Consider the following 20,459-nt stretch of genomic DNA (forward strand, 5'->3'; position numbering starts at 1 on the left):
TTCCGGGAGGATCTCTTGATCCGGGAAACGAGTAGTGTTATTAGTATTTGTAATATTCTCTATTTGAAAATGGAGAAGTTGACGGCCCCGTAATTCCGGTGTTCTCTGAAACGCGGGAGTTGTGAAAAATCCTGCTTTTTCCCATGCTCCATGATGAATAAACCATTTTCAGCCAGTATCCCACTGTTGAGCACCAACTCAGGGATGGTGGGCAGTTCAGGAAGAGTATAGGGAGGATCTGCAAAAATAAAGTCGAAGGTCTGATGATTATGCCGGATAAACTTGAACACATCTCCCCGGATCAGAATATCCTTGTCACAATCGATTTTTTCAAAACATTGCGAGATAAACTTCGCATGGTCACGGTCGTTTTCCACACTTACTACTTCCTGACAGCCACGGCTGGCGAGTTCAAGGGAGATGCTTCCTGTGCCTGAAAACAGATCCAGGGCAATTGCTCCTTCCAGATCAAGGTAGCCCCGTATGACATTGAAGATGTTTTCTTTGGCCATGTCCGTTGTAGGACGGGCCTTGAAGGTCCGGGGAATATCAAACCTCCTGCCCTTGTAAATTCCAGTTATAATTCTCATGCTCGTTTATGGATGTAGTATGCCAGCAAATCAAATGGGAGTTCCTTGATCTGTGCGATGGGGGCACGGTTATAGACAGCCGAGGGATTCAGATAATATACTTTGTGCAGGAATTTTTTCAGTTCACTGGTGAGAGCTTCCCTTTCCGGGATATTCCCCAAGATATGCAGCTCATCCCTTTGTGCATCCAGTTCCAGTTGATTCCATACGTAGAGAAGGAAGTAGACCGCATCTCTGAAATGCTTGACTTGATAAGCATTGTAGAACTTGAACCGGTTCTTGTCGTAGCAGATAATTTCAAGTTTCTTGTCATGGAAATAGCCATAGAGTTTTTTGAACATTCCCGTGAAACTCTCTTCATGAAGATGATCCCATATAGACTGCATGACCGGCTGGAAGCGCACGTCACTGAAATGATCATCTATGACGAGCTTGAGATCCTTGTTCACGGAGAACGCTACGACGCAATTCAGGTAAGGCAGGACATTCGTCAGGATGACATCATTGTCATGTCCCGGAAAAGTATAATGATAGAGTGCCTCTGCATCATCTTTCTTAAACTCTTCCGTCGGGATGAGGAGGCTGAGGGTATCGATGATGATCATTGCCCTGTCATAACCCATTTGCAGAAGGTCATTATCCTTGAACGCTTCACGCAGATTCGCAGCTATGGAGATGCCACTCTTCACCGGATAAGGTACGTAGCGGAGTTGACTTTCAAGGGTCGTGTCGGCTACTGAAAAAGAAAGCGAATCACAGCTGATCCGAAAGGTCAGTCTCGGCTGATGGATAATATGATGAGGTTCTGTTTCCGGCATGTCTTGATTCTAAATGTGAAATTCTTGCATAATTTCCTTCGTATTCCGATGGGATTTTGTACATTTGCAATTGCAAAGATAGCAAAAAGTTTTTATTTGTGTCTTATTCTGGAAAAATAATCTGTGCTTTCCGGAAGATAATCATTTATGCAAGAAGAGGAACTAAAACATCAGATCTTACAGCATTTCAGCTTTACTCCTACTCCCGAACAGGATCGGGCACTGACGATACTGTCCCGGTTCTTGACGGACCGTGACCCGCGGAGTATAATGATTTTCCGAGGGAGTGCCGGGACCGGGAAGACGACTATCTCCGGATCAATCGTGCGGACGATGCTTGACCTGAAGATGAAGGTGGTATTGCTGGCTCCTACAGGCCGTGCAGCAAAGGTGTTTTCCGTCAACAGCGGACAGGCCGCTTATACCATCCATCGTCGTATCTATCGTGAGAAAGCCTATACCGGCATAGGGGGGATATTCAATCTTGCCGAGAACCGGTACAAGCATACCCTTTTTATGGTAGATGAGGCTTCAATGATCAACCGGTCTCCTCAACCTGTGGAGAAAAAGTCATCAGAGAGTGGATTCGGCAGCGGGAGTCTCCTGGATGACTTGATCCAATATGTTTACTCCGGCCAGCATGATCGTCTGGTTCTCATAGGTGATCAGGCACAGTTGCCACCGATAGGTGAAGATGAATCTCCGGCCTTGTGTGCTTCTGTCATCCAGTCGTATGGATTGAAAGTCTTCCAGTGTGATCTGAATGAAGTGCTGCGTCAGAAACGGGGGAGTGGCATACTTTCGAATGCGTCAAATCTCCGGAAGATCATCCTTTCTTTTAAGGAAACTTCATTCGAGGGGGCTTTGACAGCACCCGAAATCCAGTTTGATGGGTTTGCTGATGTGTCGTGTCTTTCAGGTGCAGATTTTGTGGAACAATTGTCTGGCAGTTATGATGAGGTAGGGATGGATGAGACGATTGTGATTACAAGAAGCAACAAGCGAGCCAACATTTATAATCAGGGGATTCGGAATCAGGTCCTGGGAATGGAGGACGAACTTTGCGGGGGCGACCGGATTATGATCGTGAGGAATAATTATTATTGGATGATGAAGGGGTCCGGAGGGGATCATACGGTTACTTCCTCTTTGCCCGCTTCAACACCCGACGAACCTCATGGACTATTGGCACGACTGGGAGAGGCACCTTCGCAACAACAGGACAGTTGTCTGGATTTTCTCGCTAACGGTGATCGTGCTGAAGTGGAGCGGGTGCATCATGTCAGGGAACTTTATGGCTTTCATTTTGCTGATGTGGATTTGAGATTTCCTGACTATGATGATCAGGAACTGTCTGCTACGGTGATTATGGATAGTCTTGTGACAGAGTCACCGGCATTGAACCGGGAGCAGGCTAATGAACTTTTCTCGCGAATCATGGAGGATTATACCGATCTTCCCAGAAAGGCTGACCGGATGAGCAGACTTCGCGGGGATGCTTACTTCAACGCCTTGCAGATCAAGTTTGCTTACGCTGTGACTTGCCATAAGGCACAAGGGGGGCAATGGAAGCATGTCTATTTGGACCAGGGCTATATGACGGATGAGATGTTTTCCCCATCTTATTTCCATTGGCTGTATACAGCAATCACCAGGGCTACCAGTAAACTTTATCTGATTAACTGGCCTAAAACGCAAACAGAGGGGATGGAGCATGACTGAGGAATCATCAGGGACGAGACGGTAAGTTGTCTGGGGAGAACAGATCACAGAGACGTCTGTAAAGTGAAATGTCTATTATATTAAATAAGAGCGATGATAGTTTCCATTGATTGGATGAAAGCCAATTTTTGTGTTTTCAATCAGAAATATTTTGAGGGTCGGTTGCCTGACCCCCATTTCGGGTTGTCCCGAGCCCGTACACAATTGGGTACGATGAGTTTTAAACGGATCAGGCATTTGAGAAAGACCGTGTTTTCTGATTTCACGATCCGACTGACCACCTATTATAATATGACTGAGCGACAAGCCCAGAATGTGCTCCTTCATGAAATGATCCACTATGCTATCGGATACCATGGGCTTCAGGATACGTCTTCACATGGCATGATTTTTCGTGCGAAAATGAATGAACTGAATCGAAAATATGGATGGAATATCAGTGTGATGACTTCTACGAAGGGATGGGAAGTGGCTGACTGGGCGGAGTGCCGTTTGAGGAGAGGCTTATCGTCTGTTTCCTTACTGCTGGTCTTGCGTTTGGCCTCCGGACAATACTATCTCTCCCGTGTGAACCCTAAGTTTGCCTGGTCTCTTGAGAGGCAGTTGAAAGTGGAATCATCAATCAAAGAGCATGACTGGTATACCTCCAAACTGGAGGAGTTTGTCAATTATCCTCAAGTGCGCAGTCTTCGCGGGCGTCATCTCACCCTTGAGGAATTCCGGCGCTTTCTGCCGGATATGCAGGAGTTTCATCTTATAGAGAAATAAGATCAGGTGTTTCTATTTGTGATAAGGCCGTGACTTCTTAGATCAGAAATATATTTAGAGTCATTCTTCCTTTTAGAAAAGGATTATACAACTTTTTCGTTGTAAAATCAGATGAGTCGGATCGTTATGTTGAATTTTTTATTTATCTTTGTTGAGGTTGAGTTTTTTCGTCTCAAACAGGTTCCTTTGTGTCTTGAGGCAGAATGAATGTTGAAGTTGCTTGCATTTTGGAACTCAGTAGTTTCAGTGACGGCGCAACCCCAGTGATATTACTTATAAAAATATTTTGACATGAAAAACGGAATATTCTACAGGAGTGTAATAAGTGCCGCGATTACGGCAATCGGAATTATTGTCTTAGGTTTTTGTATCAAAGGTGGCATTGATGATTTCGCGAATAAGGACCGGAAAGTCACGGTAAAAGGACTTGCCGAAAAGGAGGTCTGGGCGGATAAGGTGACCTGGCCTATTCCATCAAAGGTCCTGGGAAACAATCTTTCTGAATTATATGATCAGATGGCTGCTTCGCAACGGACCATTAAGAATTTTTTGATTCAGAATGGGATCAAAACGGATGAGATCAGTATCAACGCCCCGCAAGTCATTGATATGAGCGCGGATCAGTATAATGTCAACAAGATGCCTTATCGGTATAATGTGACCTCTATCGTGACGGTGACCTCCAGGAATGTAAGATTGGTTCGCAAACTTATTTCCAGACAAGGAGAACTATTCAAGCAAGGGGTGGCAATCGTTTCAAATAATTATGATAATCCGGTCTCTTATGAATATGTGGCATTCGCAAAATTGAAACCGAAATTGATGGAAGAGGCGATTGTCAATGCAGAGAAGACGGCAACTCAATTTGCCAAAAACAGTCATAGCACATTGAATAAGATCATCAGTGCAGACCAGGGACAGTTTTCTATTGATAATCGTGATGCTAATACGCCTTATATCAAGAAGGTGCGTGTAGTGACCACGATCACGTATTCTTTGAAGGATTAGTGACTTTGGAAGACAGAATTCTGAGTGGGGTAAACTTTACAGGATCTCGCCTTACCAGTCATGAAAAAATCCGAACTTCATAAATTGAAGTTCGGATTTTTTATGTTTGCTTACGAAGGCTTACAGATTAGCCAGATCAATGATCTTGTCTATTGCAGCAGACAGCCCATTCATATCCTTACCGCCGGCCTGTGCATAGTAAGCCTGACCTCCTCCGCCACCTTTTATGAGTTTGGCAGCTTCACGGATCATCTTACCGGCATTCAGTTGATGGTCCTTCACCATATCATCGCTGAAGATGACACTTAGAAGAGGTTTGTCCTCTCCTGTACTGCCGATAGCGCAAACCAGTTTGTGAGGGATGGCAGCCCGTATCTGGAACACCAGGTCCTTAGCCCCTTCCGGCTTGAGTGGTACGACAGAACGAATGACCGTGACCCCGTCGATTTTTTTTGCAGACTTGACCAACTCCTCTTTCAGGCGACTTACTGCCTGGGCATGAAGTTGTTCAATATCTTTCTTCATCTCTTCATGCTCACTGATATATTTCTTTACGGTACCCTCAAGGTCCTTAGTGTTGTTAAACAGTGAACGGATGGTCTTGTAATGGTCTTCCAGGGCATAGATAGCCTCCTCACAAGCTTTGCCCGTAAGAGCTTCAATACGACGAACGCCTGCTGCGACGCTACTTTCTGATATGATTTTGAAGAATCCGATATGTCCCGTGCTCTTGACATGGATTCCTCCGCAGAATTCACAGCTGGGACCAAAGCGGACAACACGTACATTATCTCCGTATTTCTCTCCAAAAAGGGCTACGGCACCGAGTTTTTTAGCCTCTTCAATAGGTGTGTTTCTGTGCTCTTCCAAAGGAAGATCTTGGCGGATCATGTCATTGACGATATGCTCTACTTTACGGAGTTCCTCATCACTTACTTTCTTGAAATGTGAGAAATCGAATCGCAACGTTTTGTCATCTACAAATGATCCTTTCTGCTCTACCTGTTCACCCAGGACTTGCTTGAGGGCATAGTCCAGGAGATGGGTTGCACTATGGTTGGCAGCAGACCCGTCACGTTTCTGCAGGTCTACACATGCGGTAAAGTCTGCTCTTGGATCTTTAGGCAAGTTTTTGACAATATGGATGCTCTGGTTATTCTCACGTTTGGTATCCAGGACTTGAATGGTTTCGCTGTCAGAGACCAGTGTGCCCGATTCTCCTACCTGTCCACCCATCTCACCGTAGAAAGGTGTATAGTCAAGCATGAGCTCATAGAACGTTTTCTTCTTTTGAGTTACCTTTCTGTAACGGGTGATGTGACATTCGTATTCACTATAGTCATAACCCACGAACTGCTGCTGTACTCCTTCACACAGGACTTCCCAATCTCCGTTTTCTACGGCAGCTGCATTGCGTGCCCTGGCTTTCTGTTGGGACATCTCTTTATTAAAGCCTTCGACATCCACGGTATAGCCATTTTCCCTGCAGATTAATTCCGTCAGGTCCAAAGGAAAACCATAAGTGTCAAACAGGCGGAAGGCACTGTCTCCGTCCAGTTTCGTTTTCTCGTGAGCTTTCAGTTCATCCATATCTCCGTCAAGAAGTTGGATACCCTTGTCGAGAGTGCGCAGGAAGGAATCTTCCTCTTCCTTCATCACGCGGGTAATCAGTTCTTGCTGGGCAGGCAGTTCAGGATAGGCTTCACCCATTTCTTGGACAAGAACGGGCACTAACTTGTACATGAAAGCCTCTTTCTGACCTAAGAAAGTGTAGGCATAGCGTACGGCACGGCGAAGGATACGCCGGATAACATATCCTGCTTTGGCGTTCCCCGGCAGTTGCCCGTCAGCGATGGAGAAGGCTACGGCACGTACATGGTCAGCGATGACCCGGAAGGCTATATCTGTTCTTTCCTGTTCTGTAGTTCCCTCGCCATTCTTTCCTGAAGGTGTGGTAAACCCATATTTCTTGTTAGAGAGACCTTCGATTTCCTGTATAATCGGTTGGAAAATATCCGTATCATAATTGGAATGTTTGTCCTGCATGATACGGACGAGTCGCTCAAATCCCATTCCCGTGTCAATGACATGCATGGGCAGTGGTTCCAGACTACCGTCTGCTTTACGGTTATATTGCATGAACACAATGTTCCAGATTTCTATAACCTGAGGATTGTCCTTGTTGACCAGGTCTTTTCCCGGTACCTTCGCCTTTTCTTCTGCCGAACGCTCATCAATATGGATTTCAGAACACGGGCCACAAGGTCCGGTGTCTCCCATCTCCCAGAAGTTGTCATGCTTGTTACCATTGATGATATGGTCAGCAGACACGTGTTTGGCCCAATAACTGGCAGCTTCGTCATCGCGTTTCAGGTTCTCTTTCTGATCGCCTTCAAACACTGTGACATACAGATCATCAGGATTCATCTGAAGGACATCCACCAGATATTCCCAGGCGTAATCGATAGCACCTTTTTTGAAATAGTCACCAAAACTCCAGTTGCCGAGCATTTCGAACATGGTGTGATGGTAAGTATCATGACCGACTTCTTCAAGGTCATTGTGCTTGCCGCTTACTCGCAGACATTTCTGAGAGTCACACCGTCGCCGAGGCTCTGGATCCTTTGTCCCTAAAATAATATCCTTCCACTGGTTCATCCCCGCATTCGTAAACATCAGTGTAGGGTCATCCTTGATGACCATAGGGGCTGATGGTACGATAACGTGCCCCTTGGACTCGAAGAATTTCTTGAAGGAGTCTCGGATCTCATTTGCTGTCATCATCGTTTTATTTCTGTTTTAATTGATTCTTTTTCAAAAACTCTTGCAAAGATACAAAGATTTAGCTAATTTTGTCATTAAATTCTGTTTTGTTTAATAAAAAGGCTGTTAATTATGGCATTAAATCCGAATAAAGACGTCAGACTTTACTATTCCATTAAGGAGGTAGCCAAAGAAGTAGGAGTGAATGAATCTACCTTACGGTTTTGGGAAAAGGAGTTCCCTCATCTTCGGCCGAAGGTGACGGGCAATAAGGTGCGTCAATATACGGATAAAGACATAGAACAGATCAAGGTAATCTATAATTTAATCAAAGTCCGCGGACTGAAGATTGCTGCTGCCAGGAAATACCTGAACGAAAATCGCAATGGAGTAAATAAACAGAATGAAGTCCTTGAAACACTGATGTCTGTACGGGACCAATTGCTTGCGCTGAAAAAGCAATTAAACGGGATCGTATAATCAAGCTTCAAGTAAAGGAGGATATGCTATTTGGACATATCCTCCTTATAAAATTATTAAATTATTTTGTGTGCTCTCGCCATTTTGACGCGCCGATTTCTAATTTGTAGATATTGCTATTACGAACAGTTTCTGTATTATTATAATATAACCCTTGCAGATTATTTACATTGTGCATCTCTGCATCCGGTGCAATATGTGGTGGGTTAGGACTTGACATTAATTCTGTTGGCGAAATATTGTCTACATGAACTTGGAGTTCTTCACGACCATTCTTAATTGCTTCGTCGCCAAAAGATGCGAAACTGCGTTTGCTGGCAGCGAAAGAACCACCTGTAAATATCTGCCCTCCGGTCAGGTGCGTATTCGTTGACCAGTTATTAGCCACATCAAAAAGTACTTTTCCAGTCCCTTCGATGTTGCGAATATCTGCACCTTCAAAATACAGAGGCCGGGAATCATTATCTTGTTTGGTTAGAATAAACAGATTATTCTTGACGGTTATTACAGAACCTCCTGGAAGATACCTTAAGTCAAAAAGTTTATGGCCTGTAGAACGGGTACTGAAGTTCACGAATGTATTGTTTGTTAATGTGATATGATAGCTGACACTACTCGGCCAGTCAAGTTCTGCATTATTATCATTAAAGAAACTGGTACGTGGTGAATCATAAAAAGTATTATTCGTAAATTCCATATCTGAGAAGATATTTGATTTCGGTTGCTTGCCATCACCTGCAATCCAAGGATAACCACGGCCATTGTTGTCATAGTAACCATCATTGTAAAAGTCACAGCCATCAATCAGAAAATGTTCAATTACTTTGACGGCAGAACCTTGAACACGGATAAATCCACGAATGAACCTTTGAAATGAACAATTGTGAATCTCAAAACTGTGGATTTGTACGCCCATACCATTAGAGAACATATTCGCAAAATAATTTCCTGTTCCGTTTCCTCCTTTTTGTCCGTAATTTTGAGCTAAAGGGCAATCAAAATCAATGTCACGGAAAACGAGGGACTTGATATTAATTCGGACAGATGGGTTTTCTCCGGACAAAGGTTGGCGCCCTAACATGAAATTGCAGCTATTAGGATTATTATTAACGATGGCTGTACCACCCATATAAACTCTTGCCCGACCTTTGCCTGCTTGAATATCAGCAGGATCCGTTTCCAGAGTAAACCCTTTGTACAGGCTTAAGTTTTGGGCAAAATAATAGGCCTTTCCACCTTCAAGATAGAATATTTGCCCTTCAGCAAGTTTAGAATCTTGGTTATAGTTCATAATAATAGTGTCCAGACGGGATGCATCATATTTTGCTGCACCAATAGTACCGGGAAGAGTAGGATCCTCGTGGGTATCCGTAATATGCTTGATCAGTATCGGCTTACCAGGATCACCGTCCATTCGTACTGAGAGGGTATTATAGATGGCATCCCAGTGTATGGGAATAGTTTTATCTTCGACATTGATCGTATATACACTATTTTGTTCTAAACCGTCAACATCAACATAGCCACGTTCAAAATCTTCTTGCGTTAATTTATAGTTTTTCCATTTATCTAGAATTGTGGCATTTGGGTTGTCATTAGCCGCATTAATTTCAAGGTATTGCATTTTAAATACCTGTGTACCTTCAAAATCTTCTGTATGAAAATGCTGAAGGAATCCTGCTATGTCATTAGCTGTTCCGGATTCTGCAACTGTTCGGTCAATATTGATCCGCAATGTTGTTTTTGTTATATTACTACTGTAGATGACTTCAGGTACGTCATAGCGTCTTTCCGTTTCCAGATCCAAGAAATCGGCCCATTGCCGACCATTGCCGTAGCCATACCATTTAGAATCGTAAGCATCTCCTTTAGGAGAAAGTGTACGAATAGCGAAACGATAATCAGTCTGATATTGCAGATGTCTGATCGTCATTTCCAAAACATCCGGACTAACAATAGTATCTAAAAGTATGTAGTCGGGATTATCCCAATCTGAAGCCAGTCCGGAAGACACATTTGCCTGAAAGGCCATTTTGATTTCATAGCCCTTGCATCCATTGACGCCATACCAATAAAGATGAACGTCATTCATGTTTTCTATATGGCAATTATAAGGATCTGTATCTCCTTTACCGGTATTATCATCCTTGCGGAACATCGTCATGAATTCGCGTTCTGCAGAGCTACTAATACTATCATTATCCGAACAGGAATAGAAAGATATAATGAATGATAGAAGTGCGAATGCATATATTAGTTTTTTCATAAGATGTATGATTATTAATTAGTTTTTATAGCCATAATAATTTTTGTAAGTGCCAGAACTACGTTGTATTGCTTGTTCTGGGTAAGGCAGTATGTAACGTACGACAGGCAAGTTTTTTGCATTGGCATTTTCTGGAGCCGGAAGAGTTTCTGTAGTTCCATCACCCTTTACAACAAAGGGGTTGCCATTGGCATCACAACGGATGAATCCATAGAGAGAATAAAGAACTTGTGCCTGAGGTGTTCCTGCACTTTCATTCCACCATCCCATCGTTTCGGTCATGTTCCATTTTATATTTTGTGTGTTATCATCTTGAGGACGACTTTCTTGCCAGAAAGGATTATCGATGATTAGCATGTCCAGAGTCGTATTGGGAAAAATCTGCGGCTCATTTAAATTATGGACTTGACGCCAATAGATATTTGTCGGGATGTAACTTAAGTATTCTTTATGTGTCGTAACATTGTCATGTTCTTCTACAGCATCTTCATACTCTGGTGTTGATCCACCTGAGTTCTGCGCAACTGTATAGTACCGAAGGAAAGTATAGTAAAGTTCTATGCTGTATTCATTGTTACGTACAAGGTCTTTCCAACGCATATTTTCCCCACCAAATTCCCATTTTCGTTCATTGAGAACAGCATGAAGGAAGGATGCTTTGCTAGTACTTACTGAATCAACGTAAGAATATACTTTATCAGGCCATCTGGCAGCGTCAAAGGCACGTTTACGCACCGTGATCAAGTCATTCTCCGCATGTTGTGTAGGCCCATTGTTGATTTCGTTTTCTGCTTCAGCATCCATTAAGAGTACATCTGCATAGCGCATGTAAGGATAATTAATCCCATCTGAACCTTCGCAAGTAGTTCCAATCCCATTTCCCCATAGTTTTGACCATTTGTCATTGTATAGTGTATAGGTGAAATTAGGTGCAATAGCAATAGAATCTTGCCCTGCTGCATTTGTCGTTTCCGTATAATTCCAAAGCCCATCAATATATTTTCCTCGCAGATCATTAGGATCGAAAGAGTAGCGATAAAAGACGCTGACTTGTGCATTGCTGCTTGCACCGCCCCAATTCCCGATTCCTTTTGTCCCATTCATATTTAAACGAGGACCATATAGATATCCGATGTTACCAGATGTTAGTTGAGTAAACGGAATTTCAAAGATAGGATCATCATCATTTATTACTTGATAGTTACATTCATGTACAAATACATCGGCATAGCTATTATTTAGATGATGTGTATTGGAGTTAATAATAGAATCACAATATTGGTGGCAAATATTATAATAATCTTTGTAATTGGATGGACGTTCCATAGTACCGTATGAATTATTGGCCTTATCAGGGCGTAAGCTGTAGCCTCCTTCTGTCAGGGCAATACGAGCTATCATGGCCCATGCCATTTCTTTCGAGATACGTTCTACACCATCAGAAAGACTTCTTGCGAATTGCATATTCATAGCAGCCTTTTTAAGATCGGACAGCAAGAAATCATTGATGCTGTCACGACTGACAACTGGCATAACATAATCTTTCTTTTCTGATGAAGGAATAGTACTGAAAGGAATGTCTCCCCAGAGCCACATTAGATCGTGGTAAAATATAGCACGTATTACTTTTGCTTCACCCAACATCTGAAGCATATTTTTATAGTCGGTATTATCAGGGGTGAAAATCTTACTCTTTTCCATTTGATAGATGAAATTATTTGCATATTCTATACCCTGATAAGCTGAATTCCAAGTACTGTTTAAACTACTGCCATTACTGTTACAATCAAATCGTCTATAACCGTCATTAGTGGCAACTTCATTGCTGTTTGTCGTAAAATCCACATCACTGTTCATACAGAATGTGGTGAGATAAGCATTTCCATAGGTGTTGTTGCTTAGGAGTTGAGCATAAACGCCATTTAATGCTCTGTTCATCTCAGTAATATTGCTGAAAACATAATCATTACCATACTTTGATGGTGTTTTGACGTCAAGGTAATCATTGCAGGAGGTTAATCCTGTAGTAATTATAGTGACGATGAAAAATATTTTTTTGAATTTCATATTCATAAAGATAAGCATTTAAAAAGTGAGATTTACGCCAAATGAGAATTGTCTGTTGCGTGGGTAGCAGTTATAATCCATTCCAGATGTAAGGCCCTGTTCCAAGTTAACTTCTGGATCAAAGCCGGAATAGTTAGTGATTACAAAAAGATTACTGCCACTGACATAAATACGTAGTTTAGTTAAGCCAAGTTTATTGATCCATCTATTCGGTAAAGTATATCCGATCGTAATATCTGAGCAACGGAGAAAAGAGGCATTTTCAACAAAATAAGAATTTATCAAGTTGTTTGTTACGTCAGCTGGGTTCCATAAGGTTGCTTTGGCGTTTAAGGCTTTATACATGTCTACTGAGCCATCTATGTAATAGTTCTTATACAGACATTCTCCTGTATTAGGGTCTGTATATCGCCAACGATGAGTAGAGAATTTACTGAGTACGTTAGTGAAACTTGACGAACTATTGGTGGCTGAAGAAAGGGCATAGGCGGTAGCATTATAAAGATCATAGTCAAGCATATAAGTAAAATCACAGTTGAAATCAAAGTCCTTCCACTGACCACTCAGTCCGAATCCTCCTTGTACGCGTGGGGTAGTGTGGCCAAGTACTTTACGGTCATTTTCTGTAATTTTTCCGTCTCCGTCCAGATCCTTAAATTTGATTTTTCCTGGAAGAGTCGCCTCACCAGAGTTGGTAGAGTTAGAAACAGTATTAATTACCGTACCTGCCTTTGGAACAGCTAAAAAATCCTGATTTGGGTCGAAAGTAAATTCGTCTGGACGGTAAAGTCCATCATAGACGAAACCATAAATCAGTCCTACCTCATTACCAACTTTCAAGCAGTAATCGTTATAACTTGATTTCCAATTACTTGCTTGAGCCCACAGTATATTATCTGTATTATTTAATTTGTCAATTTTCATTTTATTATACCCTAAGGTAAAATTGGCACTTAAGATGTAGTCACTACCACGGAGTACATCGCCATTGAGGGTAATGTCTATACCATGATTGCTGACTTGACCTATATTTTGCATTTGGGTTGTGTAGCCGGTTGTACTTGGAATATCTGATTGGTAAAGTAAATCTTTTGTTGTGTTCCAATAAAATTCTGGAGTTATTTGAAGGCGACCGTCAAAGAGACTGATGTCAGCAGCCAAGTTACGTTTAATGGTCGTTTCCCATTTTACTTTTGGGTTAACAAGTTGGCTTCCACTTCCAAAACTATAATATTGTTCTCCATTTGGAGTAGATTCTCCAAAGCCTGGTCCTCCTGTTGTTGAGACTGTATAGAGGTACCGCCATAAGTCATCTGAGATATTATTGTTTCCAGAAGTACCTAAGGAAGCTCGGATTTTCATATTGTCTATCCATTTTATGTTCTTCATGAATTTCTCTTTTGAGAGAACCCATGCTCCTGATATTGATGGAAAATATCCCCACTGGTGATTAGGTGCAAATTTAGTTGACCCATCTGCCCTAATAGTGAAAGCGGCAAGGTATTTATGGTTGAAATTATAACTGACTTGACCAAAAAAAGAAGCTGTACGATTTGGCGTTGAACGGAATGATGTTGATTGCCAGGGAGTTCCTAACTCCATATTGTCGAATGCTCTTTGTGCTTCTACACTACGAGGGAAATAACGATTTTCCTGGAATTGTTGTTTGTATTGATTATTGTATATTTCCTGACCTAAAAGAAATTCAAAATTATGCATATCATTGAGGGACATATCATAAATAGCGGTATTTGTCCAGGTATATGCTTCTTTATGATAATTTGTGATTTCTGCTACGGGAAGACTATTATTATCCTGACCAACAGATGTCAGTGGACCATAATAGCGGTAAAGGTCACTGAATAGCAGGTTGTGAGAAAATTCAGTACGCAGGTTTAATCCTTTGAAAATGTTCCAGTTGAGAGAGAACTGGTTAATATAATTATATCCATGTTTTTTCTGGACGTTTGTCTTTATATCATTTTTAGGATTTGTGTATTGGAAGATAGCTTCCTCGTCAGGGTCAACGGTTCTAGGATCCCAGAAGGCGAAGTCACGGAGTCCATTTGTAGGACGATATTTTAAGACATCGATGATTCCCCCTGAACCGATGTTTGATCCTCCTGCACCTATATCACGACGAAAGGTGAACCATGGATTTAAAGTTAATGTTAATCTTTTAGATAAATTTACATTTATTTTAATATTTAAATTGGTGCGCCGGACACCTGATCCCATAATGATCCCATCATCATTGGATTGGGTTAAGGAGGTGTTGAATTGAATTTTTTCAGAGCCCCCACCGACAGTAACATTACCCATATAGTTTAGCGGGGTTTCCCCCATAACTTCATCTTGCCAGTTATAGGAATGTGCTCGCTGATAGATGTCTATGTCTAAGGGGTTGCCGAAATTTCCCCTGAATTGTTTGGCCCAGGAACTGCGGGTACCATTGGCAGCTGCTCGGTCATATTGGTAATCTACGAATTGAGTGGCATTCATTAGATCAAGTTTCTTACTCAGGTGAGCAGTAGATAGACGACCATTAAAACTTACGGAAATTTTACCTTCTTTAGCTGATTTAGTAGTTACTACAACAACTCCATTTCCACCCTTTGCACCATAAATGGCTGTCAGAGAGGCATCTTTTAAAACATCGATAGATGCAATATCTGATGGGGGTATATTATTAATGTTGTCGGTTTGAAAACCGTCAACGATATATAAAGGCTCATTGCTTTGGGTAACAGAAGAAGAGCCTCTTACGCGAATATTGATGTCAGAACCTGGTGCTCCGTCAACAGAAGTAACTTGTACACCTGCAATTTTGCCTTGTAATGCTTCAGCTGCAGAAGCAACAGGGACTTCTGTAAGTTTTGCGCCGGAAATGCTCCCGACGGATCCTGTTAAATCCTTTCGAGCGCGACTGGTATATCCTAAAACGACGATTTCGTCCAGGTTTCCAGATTCTTCTTTAAGTATGATGTTCTGATCAAGAGTTGAGGCCTTGATTTCTTGCGAAATCATTCCTACATAACTTATCGTAGCAATGATTCCCTTCTTTAATTGGAGTTTGAATTTGCCATCAAGATCGGTTACGGTACCATTACTTGGATTGCCCTTTTCGACTACTGATGCACCGATAATGGGCTCATTATTGACATCCTTTACGATACCTTTTACAATATTTGTTTGGGCAAAGCCTGAAAGATTACACATCGTTACTAATAAAAGTAAGACGTAAAATTTAGGGATTTTTGAATTCATGGTTTTAGTACGACAGGCCCCTTAGATTTATTTTTATTGTCGTGAATGCCGGGTCCCTTTAATCATCCACTTCAACATAGAAGATTAGTTTAATACAGTCAATGGACTAATTTGTCCTCTTTTGCAGTTTGTGTTTAGATTATTAATTTACTGAAGTTTCCCACTTTTGCAAGTGTCCCTATCAATGGACTATCACAAGAATATTTTATCATGTAACATGCTGTATATAAGAACATTAAACACTTACTTAAAAGGATTTAACGCCTAAGCCGCTTTCTGCTTTCGGTACTTTTCGATAGCATCCGCCATGACTTTATACTCTTGTGCCAGCTCTTTATCCTCCATCATGCCTTCGATAAGTCTGTCGGCATCAAGTCCCATGACATCGGCCAGAGCCTGAAGAAATCTTTCAAGGCAGGCCAGTATCCTCTTCCATAGCGTCAGCGCCATCAGTCCATCCCTTTCTGCGGAGAATAGTTCCCCAAGTGTCTCATAATCTGAAAACCGCTTCTTGAGAGTCATTACGGTATATGTCATGAAACATAATGTACAGTCAGCAATCTGACCGTCAAAGTCACGTCCCTGATAGCCGCCCAGTCCGAGATATTGCTTGCACTCCTTGTTGACATTATGTAAAGCTTTACATAATGTCAATTATGACAAGCTTTTAGTTATGACAAGTAATTCCTGGCGTTGCAATTTAAACTTGCTGATAGCCAATAAAAAACAGTCCGCACTTTACATAAACACTTTCCATATTAAGTAAATTTGCAGCAAGGCATAAGCCCCGTTTTAAACTTATTATTATGGAACAAATGGATATTGGACAGTTAATGGACCAATGCCTTGCTTTCTTCAAGAACAAATGCTATACGGAAAACAGAATTTCTGTATATAAGGCACTTTGGAGAAAAGGCATTGTTTCTTTTATGAAGGCCAAACGCCTTTCTGTCTACACGACGGGCATTGGAAAAGAGTTCACTGAAACCTGCCACTGCAACGGCATCGTCAGGCCTCAGGAACGTGAGAAGATCAGAAGCGTGCAGGTCCTGGATGATATGCTTTTGCTCGGCAAGATCCGCAAGCGTTGCTTCACGCCTGTCGAGCACCGCCTGGACGGCGAGATTGGAAAAGACATGGAGAAACTAATATGCCATCTTACCAATCTGCGAAGGAGCAGGTCAACAATCAGTGACTACCGCCTGTACCTTAGTGAGTTTCTGATGCATCTCTATGCCATGGGTACAGGCCACACCTCAGAGATAACCGAGAAGCATATCATTGACCATATCTCATCTCTCAGATACTCCCGCATTAATGTCATCTCGTCCCTAAACGTTCTCTTTCACTTTTGGAAAGAGGAACATGTCATAGGGAAAGACTTCACTCCGCTTTTCCATTCCTTCAGCGCAAAACGCAGGGAGCGGGTCCCGTCTTTTTACTCCAGGGAGGAAGTGCTGAAGGTTGAGAACTCAATATCCCGTACAAGTCCGGTCAGCAAAAGAAATTACGCTATGCTGCTCCTTGCTTCCAGACTCGGTTTAAGGGCCTCGGACATAGCGGGCCTCAGATTCTGTGACATAAACTGGGATACCGGTAACATCAATCTTACCATGCGGAAAACGGGAAAAAACATCAATCTGCCACTGCTGCCCGAAGTCGGCAATGCCATTATAGACTACCTGAGATACGGACGTCCCGAATCGGACCTTAACCGTGTGTTCGTCTCCAGCAGGGCGCCGTATGCCGGAGCTGCCAAGGGTATGGTATGCTCAGCCATCAACGCCTCTATCGTCAAGTCCGGCGTTGACGTGAGCCTGCGTCACCATGGGCCGCATTCCCTCCGTCATTCCCTGGCGACCGCCTTAATGGAGCAGGGTTCTCCCTTGCCTGTGATATCTGAGGTTCTCGGACACAGAAGTGCGGAGACAACGATGGTCTATATCAAGACGGATGTGCCGGACATGAAAAAATGCGCCATGCCGGTTCCACCCGTATCAGAGGATTTCTATAATCAGAGAGGAGGAGCGTTTTATGAGTGAGATGTTCAAATATAAAAGCATACTTGCGCCATTTATGAACCGGCTTGTGGAGATTAAAACTTCAGCCGGTGTCAGCGCATTGAGAATGAAATGGATCCTTAAGGAGATAGATGACTTTGCATTTGCCGAAGGACTGGAAAATCCGCATATCACAAGTGACTTCATCTCAAAATGGAGGTCTGGCAGAAAGGCAGACTGCGGACGTACCATTTACTCCAAGTACTCTGTATGGTCGCAGCTGACTAAGCTGATGACACGCACAGGCTGTCCATGCTTCATTCCGAGACTTCCAAGACAGCCTAACGGAGACTTCGTTCCGTACATCTTCACGGAAGAACAGATGTCGGCCATCTTCAGTGCATGTGACGAAAGCAGACTTTATGATATAAGGTGTGGTACGGTGCTTTTTGTTATGCCTGCCATGATCAGGCTGCTCTACAGCACTGGAATGCGCATATCGGAGGCCCTGTCTGTCAGGAACGCTGATATTAACATCGATGAAGGTTACATTCATCTGCGCAAGACTAAAAACGGTATGGAGAGACTTGTACCCCTGTGCGATTCGATGTCCGCAGCCCTTCAGCAGTACATCACGTACAGGAACAGGATGCCTGTTGCTTACATATCCGATCCCAAAAGCCTGCTGTTCGTAAAACCCGACGGCACCGGCATAACTCAAGGCTGCGTGTACACGAATTTCAAAAAACTACTTGATAAAGTCGGAATACCCCATAAGGGCAGTCACCATGGTCCCCGCGTACATGATCTGCGCCACACAAGCGCCGTTCACGCCCTTGTAATGACGGGCCGGCAAGGTATGGATCTCTATGCTGCACTTCCGTTGTTGTCCGCACGGCTTGGACATGCTTCTGTATCTTCAACAGAGCAATATGTCCGGCTTACCATCTCAATGTTCCCTGAACTTGAGAAGCAGTGTACTCCTGTAAGTGCCTTTGTTTATCCTAAATTCTGTAAAGCCTATGACGACAGTGACCGAATTTGCCAGATACCTTAGCCGTTTCCTCTCGGAGTATCTCCCGCATGAGAGAAACATGAGCAAGAATACCCAGCTGGCCTACAGGGATGCCTTTGTCCTGTTCATCAGCTTCATGAAGTCAGAGAAGAAAGTCGCACTTGAGAACCTGGAACTCAGCCATATTACAAGGGAAAATGTGCTTGAGTGGTTGAAATGGCTACGCCTGGAGAAGAAGTGCCGTATCGCAACAAGTAATTACAGGCTTGCAGCTATGCGCTCCTTTGTGTCATATCTCCAATATATCGTAGTGGAAAAAGTAGAGGAATGGCAGAAAGTGCTGTCCATAAAATCGGCAAGGACTGAGTCCGGACCGCCAAACTATCTGTCTGCTGAAGGCATACGTTTGCTGCTGGCACAACCTGACCCGTCGACGTGGCAGGGAAGACGCCATCTGGCTGTATTGTCCCTGATGTATGATACGGGAGCAAGAGTTCAGGAAGTTGCCGACATCAAAGTTGAAGACCTTCGTATAGACAACGAGCCGTATACTATACGGTTGTTTGGTAAAGGAAGGAAGGCAAGGATCGTTCCATTGATGAAAGAGCAGATTGCAATACTAAAGCTATACATAGAAGAGAACAAACTTGACAGAAACGCCAATTCTCCGCTCTTCTTTAACGGCAGACATGAAAAACTTACCCGGCAGGGCATATCGCATATACTTAAAACCTATGCGGATAGGGCAAGGAAAGAAAATTCCGGCCTTATACCAAACCGGATAAGTTGCCATTCCTTGCGTCATAGTAAAGCGATCCATCTTTTACAGGCCGGTGTCAATATCGTATATATTAGAGACCTTCTCGGGCACGTGTCCATTGAGACAACAAGCATATATGCAAGAGTGGACTCAAAAGCCAAAAGAGAAGCTTTACGGAAGGCTTACTCTGACATCAATCCATCATCCGAATGCGCGTGGGAACGCGACAAGAATCTGCTTACCTGGCTCAGGAGCCTTGGTCATTAATTTTTTTATGTAAAGCCAAACGGTAAAGTAAGGCTGATATCTTCTTGATAATCAGTCTTACTCACTTGCCCACTTGTCATAACTAAAAGCTTGTCATAATTGACAATTTCGATGTTCCATCTGATCTGATAGATTTCAAAGGTCTGGACAAAACTCGAATTCAGATCAGTCGTCAGGAGAATATTCCATGTGGTATTCCTGCCGTATTTTACAAGAAAGATCCTTACGGACTGTTTTCCTATCTTACCTTTTAATGAAATATAATGGCACTTGTATTTCCTGCATTCATGGAAGAACTCACTGCGTTCATAGAGTGCAACCAGCTCCAATGCATTATGACGCCTGCCCATTACCTGATACTTCGTATTCCCCATCCTGGCCAGACCTGCCAGATGCATCGCGCCATTGCCTATACTTCTGACTGCCGCAATGAGTTTCTCGGAAGTGAACCAGCTGTCACACAGGACATACCTGGCACGGTATCCATACTTCCATGCACGGCGGAGCATTTCTATTGCAACAGACGGCTTTTCCATATCACTCTCCTGCAGCCGCCTGCAGTCAGGAGCATCCTTGTCCCTGCATTTGCAGAACTGTTTCCTGCGGTCTGACGCCTTCAGGCCATAGTCACCTTTCCTGCCTTTCTCACGATGAAGGGAAAAGTCTAT

13 protein-coding genes and 2 pseudogenes are annotated in these 20,459 nt (G+C 43.0%); 7 read left to right on the top strand and 8 right to left on the bottom strand.

Going from position 1 to position 20,459, the window contains the following annotated elements; all coding sequences use genetic code 11:
• Positions 1–59: 59 nt before the first annotated feature.
• Together ACYRYG_RS06360 and ACYRYG_RS06365 are read right to left on the bottom strand one after the other, a co-directional pair.
• Complete coding sequence (locus ACYRYG_RS06360; RefSeq protein WP_293416124.1) at positions 60–590, bottom strand: RsmD family RNA methyltransferase; 531 nt, start codon at positions 588–590, stop codon at positions 60–62.
• Positions 587–1,408, bottom strand: a complete 822-nt coding sequence (locus ACYRYG_RS06365; protein WP_460197834.1) for a DUF3822 family protein — start codon at positions 1,406–1,408, stop codon at positions 587–589. Before ACYRYG_RS06365 ends, ACYRYG_RS06360 begins: the two co-directional genes overlap by 4 nt.
• Before the next feature lie 147 nt (positions 1,409–1,555).
• Between ACYRYG_RS06365 and ACYRYG_RS06370 the strand changes: the two genes are divergently transcribed.
• The 3 genes from ACYRYG_RS06370 to ACYRYG_RS06380 all read left to right on the top strand — a co-directional run bounded on the left by ACYRYG_RS06370 (position 1,556) and on the right by ACYRYG_RS06380 (position 4,906).
• Positions 1,556–3,130 carry an ATP-dependent DNA helicase gene (locus tag ACYRYG_RS06370; RefSeq protein ID WP_294075780.1) on the top strand — a complete coding sequence of 525 codons (1,575 nt, stop codon included), beginning with the start codon at positions 1,556–1,558 and terminating at the stop codon, positions 3,128–3,130.
• 93 nt (positions 3,131–3,223) lie between these two features.
• Positions 3,224–3,898, top strand: a complete 675-nt coding sequence (locus tag ACYRYG_RS06375; RefSeq protein WP_293416118.1) for a SprT-like domain-containing protein — start codon at positions 3,224–3,226, stop codon at positions 3,896–3,898.
• A 291-nt stretch (positions 3,899–4,189) separates the two neighbouring features.
• Positions 4,190–4,906 (top strand): SIMPL domain-containing protein, encoded by a 717-nt coding sequence (locus tag ACYRYG_RS06380; protein ID WP_293416116.1) that lies wholly within the window; start codon positions 4,190–4,192, stop codon positions 4,904–4,906.
• A gap of 120 nt (positions 4,907–5,026) precedes the next feature.
• On the opposite strand, the gene alaS is transcribed toward ACYRYG_RS06380, so the two are convergent.
• Positions 5,027–7,690, bottom strand: coding sequence for an alanine--tRNA ligase (gene alaS, locus ACYRYG_RS06385; RefSeq protein ID WP_460197835.1), 2,664 nt, complete (start codon positions 7,688–7,690; stop codon positions 5,027–5,029).
• 111 nt (positions 7,691–7,801) lie between these two features.
• Between alaS and ACYRYG_RS06390 the strand changes: the two genes are divergently transcribed.
• Positions 7,802–8,149: a MerR family transcriptional regulator gene (locus ACYRYG_RS06390; protein WP_293416112.1), complete on the top strand. Its 348-nt coding sequence runs from the start codon at positions 7,802–7,804 to the stop codon at positions 8,147–8,149.
• A 61-nt stretch (positions 8,150–8,210) separates the two neighbouring features.
• Here the strand turns inward: ACYRYG_RS06390 and ACYRYG_RS06395 are convergent, their stop codons facing one another.
• The 4 genes and pseudogenes from ACYRYG_RS06395 to ACYRYG_RS06410 all read right to left on the bottom strand — a co-directional run.
• On the bottom strand, positions 8,211–10,415 hold the full coding sequence (locus ACYRYG_RS06395; RefSeq protein WP_460197836.1) for a hypothetical protein: 2,205 nt from the start codon (positions 10,413–10,415) through the stop codon (positions 8,211–8,213).
• Positions 10,416–10,433: 18 nt separating this feature from the next.
• On the bottom strand, positions 10,434–12,488 hold the full coding sequence (locus ACYRYG_RS06400; protein ID WP_460197837.1) for a RagB/SusD family nutrient uptake outer membrane protein: 2,055 nt from the start codon (positions 12,486–12,488) through the stop codon (positions 10,434–10,436).
• A gap of 12 nt (positions 12,489–12,500) precedes the next feature.
• Positions 12,501–15,749 carry a SusC/RagA family TonB-linked outer membrane protein gene (locus ACYRYG_RS06405; RefSeq protein ID WP_293427704.1) on the bottom strand — a complete coding sequence of 1,083 codons (3,249 nt, stop codon included), beginning with the start codon at positions 15,747–15,749 and terminating at the stop codon, positions 12,501–12,503.
• Between the two features lie 395 nt (positions 15,750–16,144).
• Positions 16,145–16,376 (bottom strand): annotated as a pseudogene (locus ACYRYG_RS06410) (IS4 family transposase); the annotation flags it as partial.
• 179 nt (positions 16,377–16,555) lie between these two features.
• On the opposite strand from ACYRYG_RS06410, the gene ACYRYG_RS06415 reads away from it, so the two are divergent.
• The 3 genes from ACYRYG_RS06415 to ACYRYG_RS06425 are packed head-to-tail and all read left to right on the top strand — an operon-like array spanning position 16,556 to position 19,791.
• Complete coding sequence (locus tag ACYRYG_RS06415; RefSeq protein ID WP_460197838.1) at positions 16,556–17,791, top strand: site-specific integrase; 1,236 nt, start codon at positions 16,556–16,558, stop codon at positions 17,789–17,791.
• Positions 17,784–18,806 carry a tyrosine-type recombinase/integrase gene (locus ACYRYG_RS06420; RefSeq protein WP_460197839.1) on the top strand — a complete coding sequence of 341 codons (1,023 nt, stop codon included), beginning with the start codon at positions 17,784–17,786 and terminating at the stop codon, positions 18,804–18,806. Before ACYRYG_RS06415 ends, ACYRYG_RS06420 begins: the two co-directional genes overlap by 8 nt.
• Positions 18,772–19,791: a site-specific integrase gene (locus ACYRYG_RS06425; protein WP_460197840.1), complete on the top strand. Its 1,020-nt coding sequence runs from the start codon at positions 18,772–18,774 to the stop codon at positions 19,789–19,791. The genes ACYRYG_RS06420 and ACYRYG_RS06425 overlap by 35 nt, the downstream gene beginning before the upstream one ends.
• Positions 19,792–19,796: 5 nt before the next feature.
• Here the strand turns inward: ACYRYG_RS06425 and ACYRYG_RS06430 are convergent.
• A pseudogene (locus ACYRYG_RS06430) lies at positions 19,797–20,459 on the bottom strand (IS4 family transposase); the annotation flags it as partial.

The sequence above is a fragment of the Segatella asaccharophila genome (assembly GCF_054687055.1).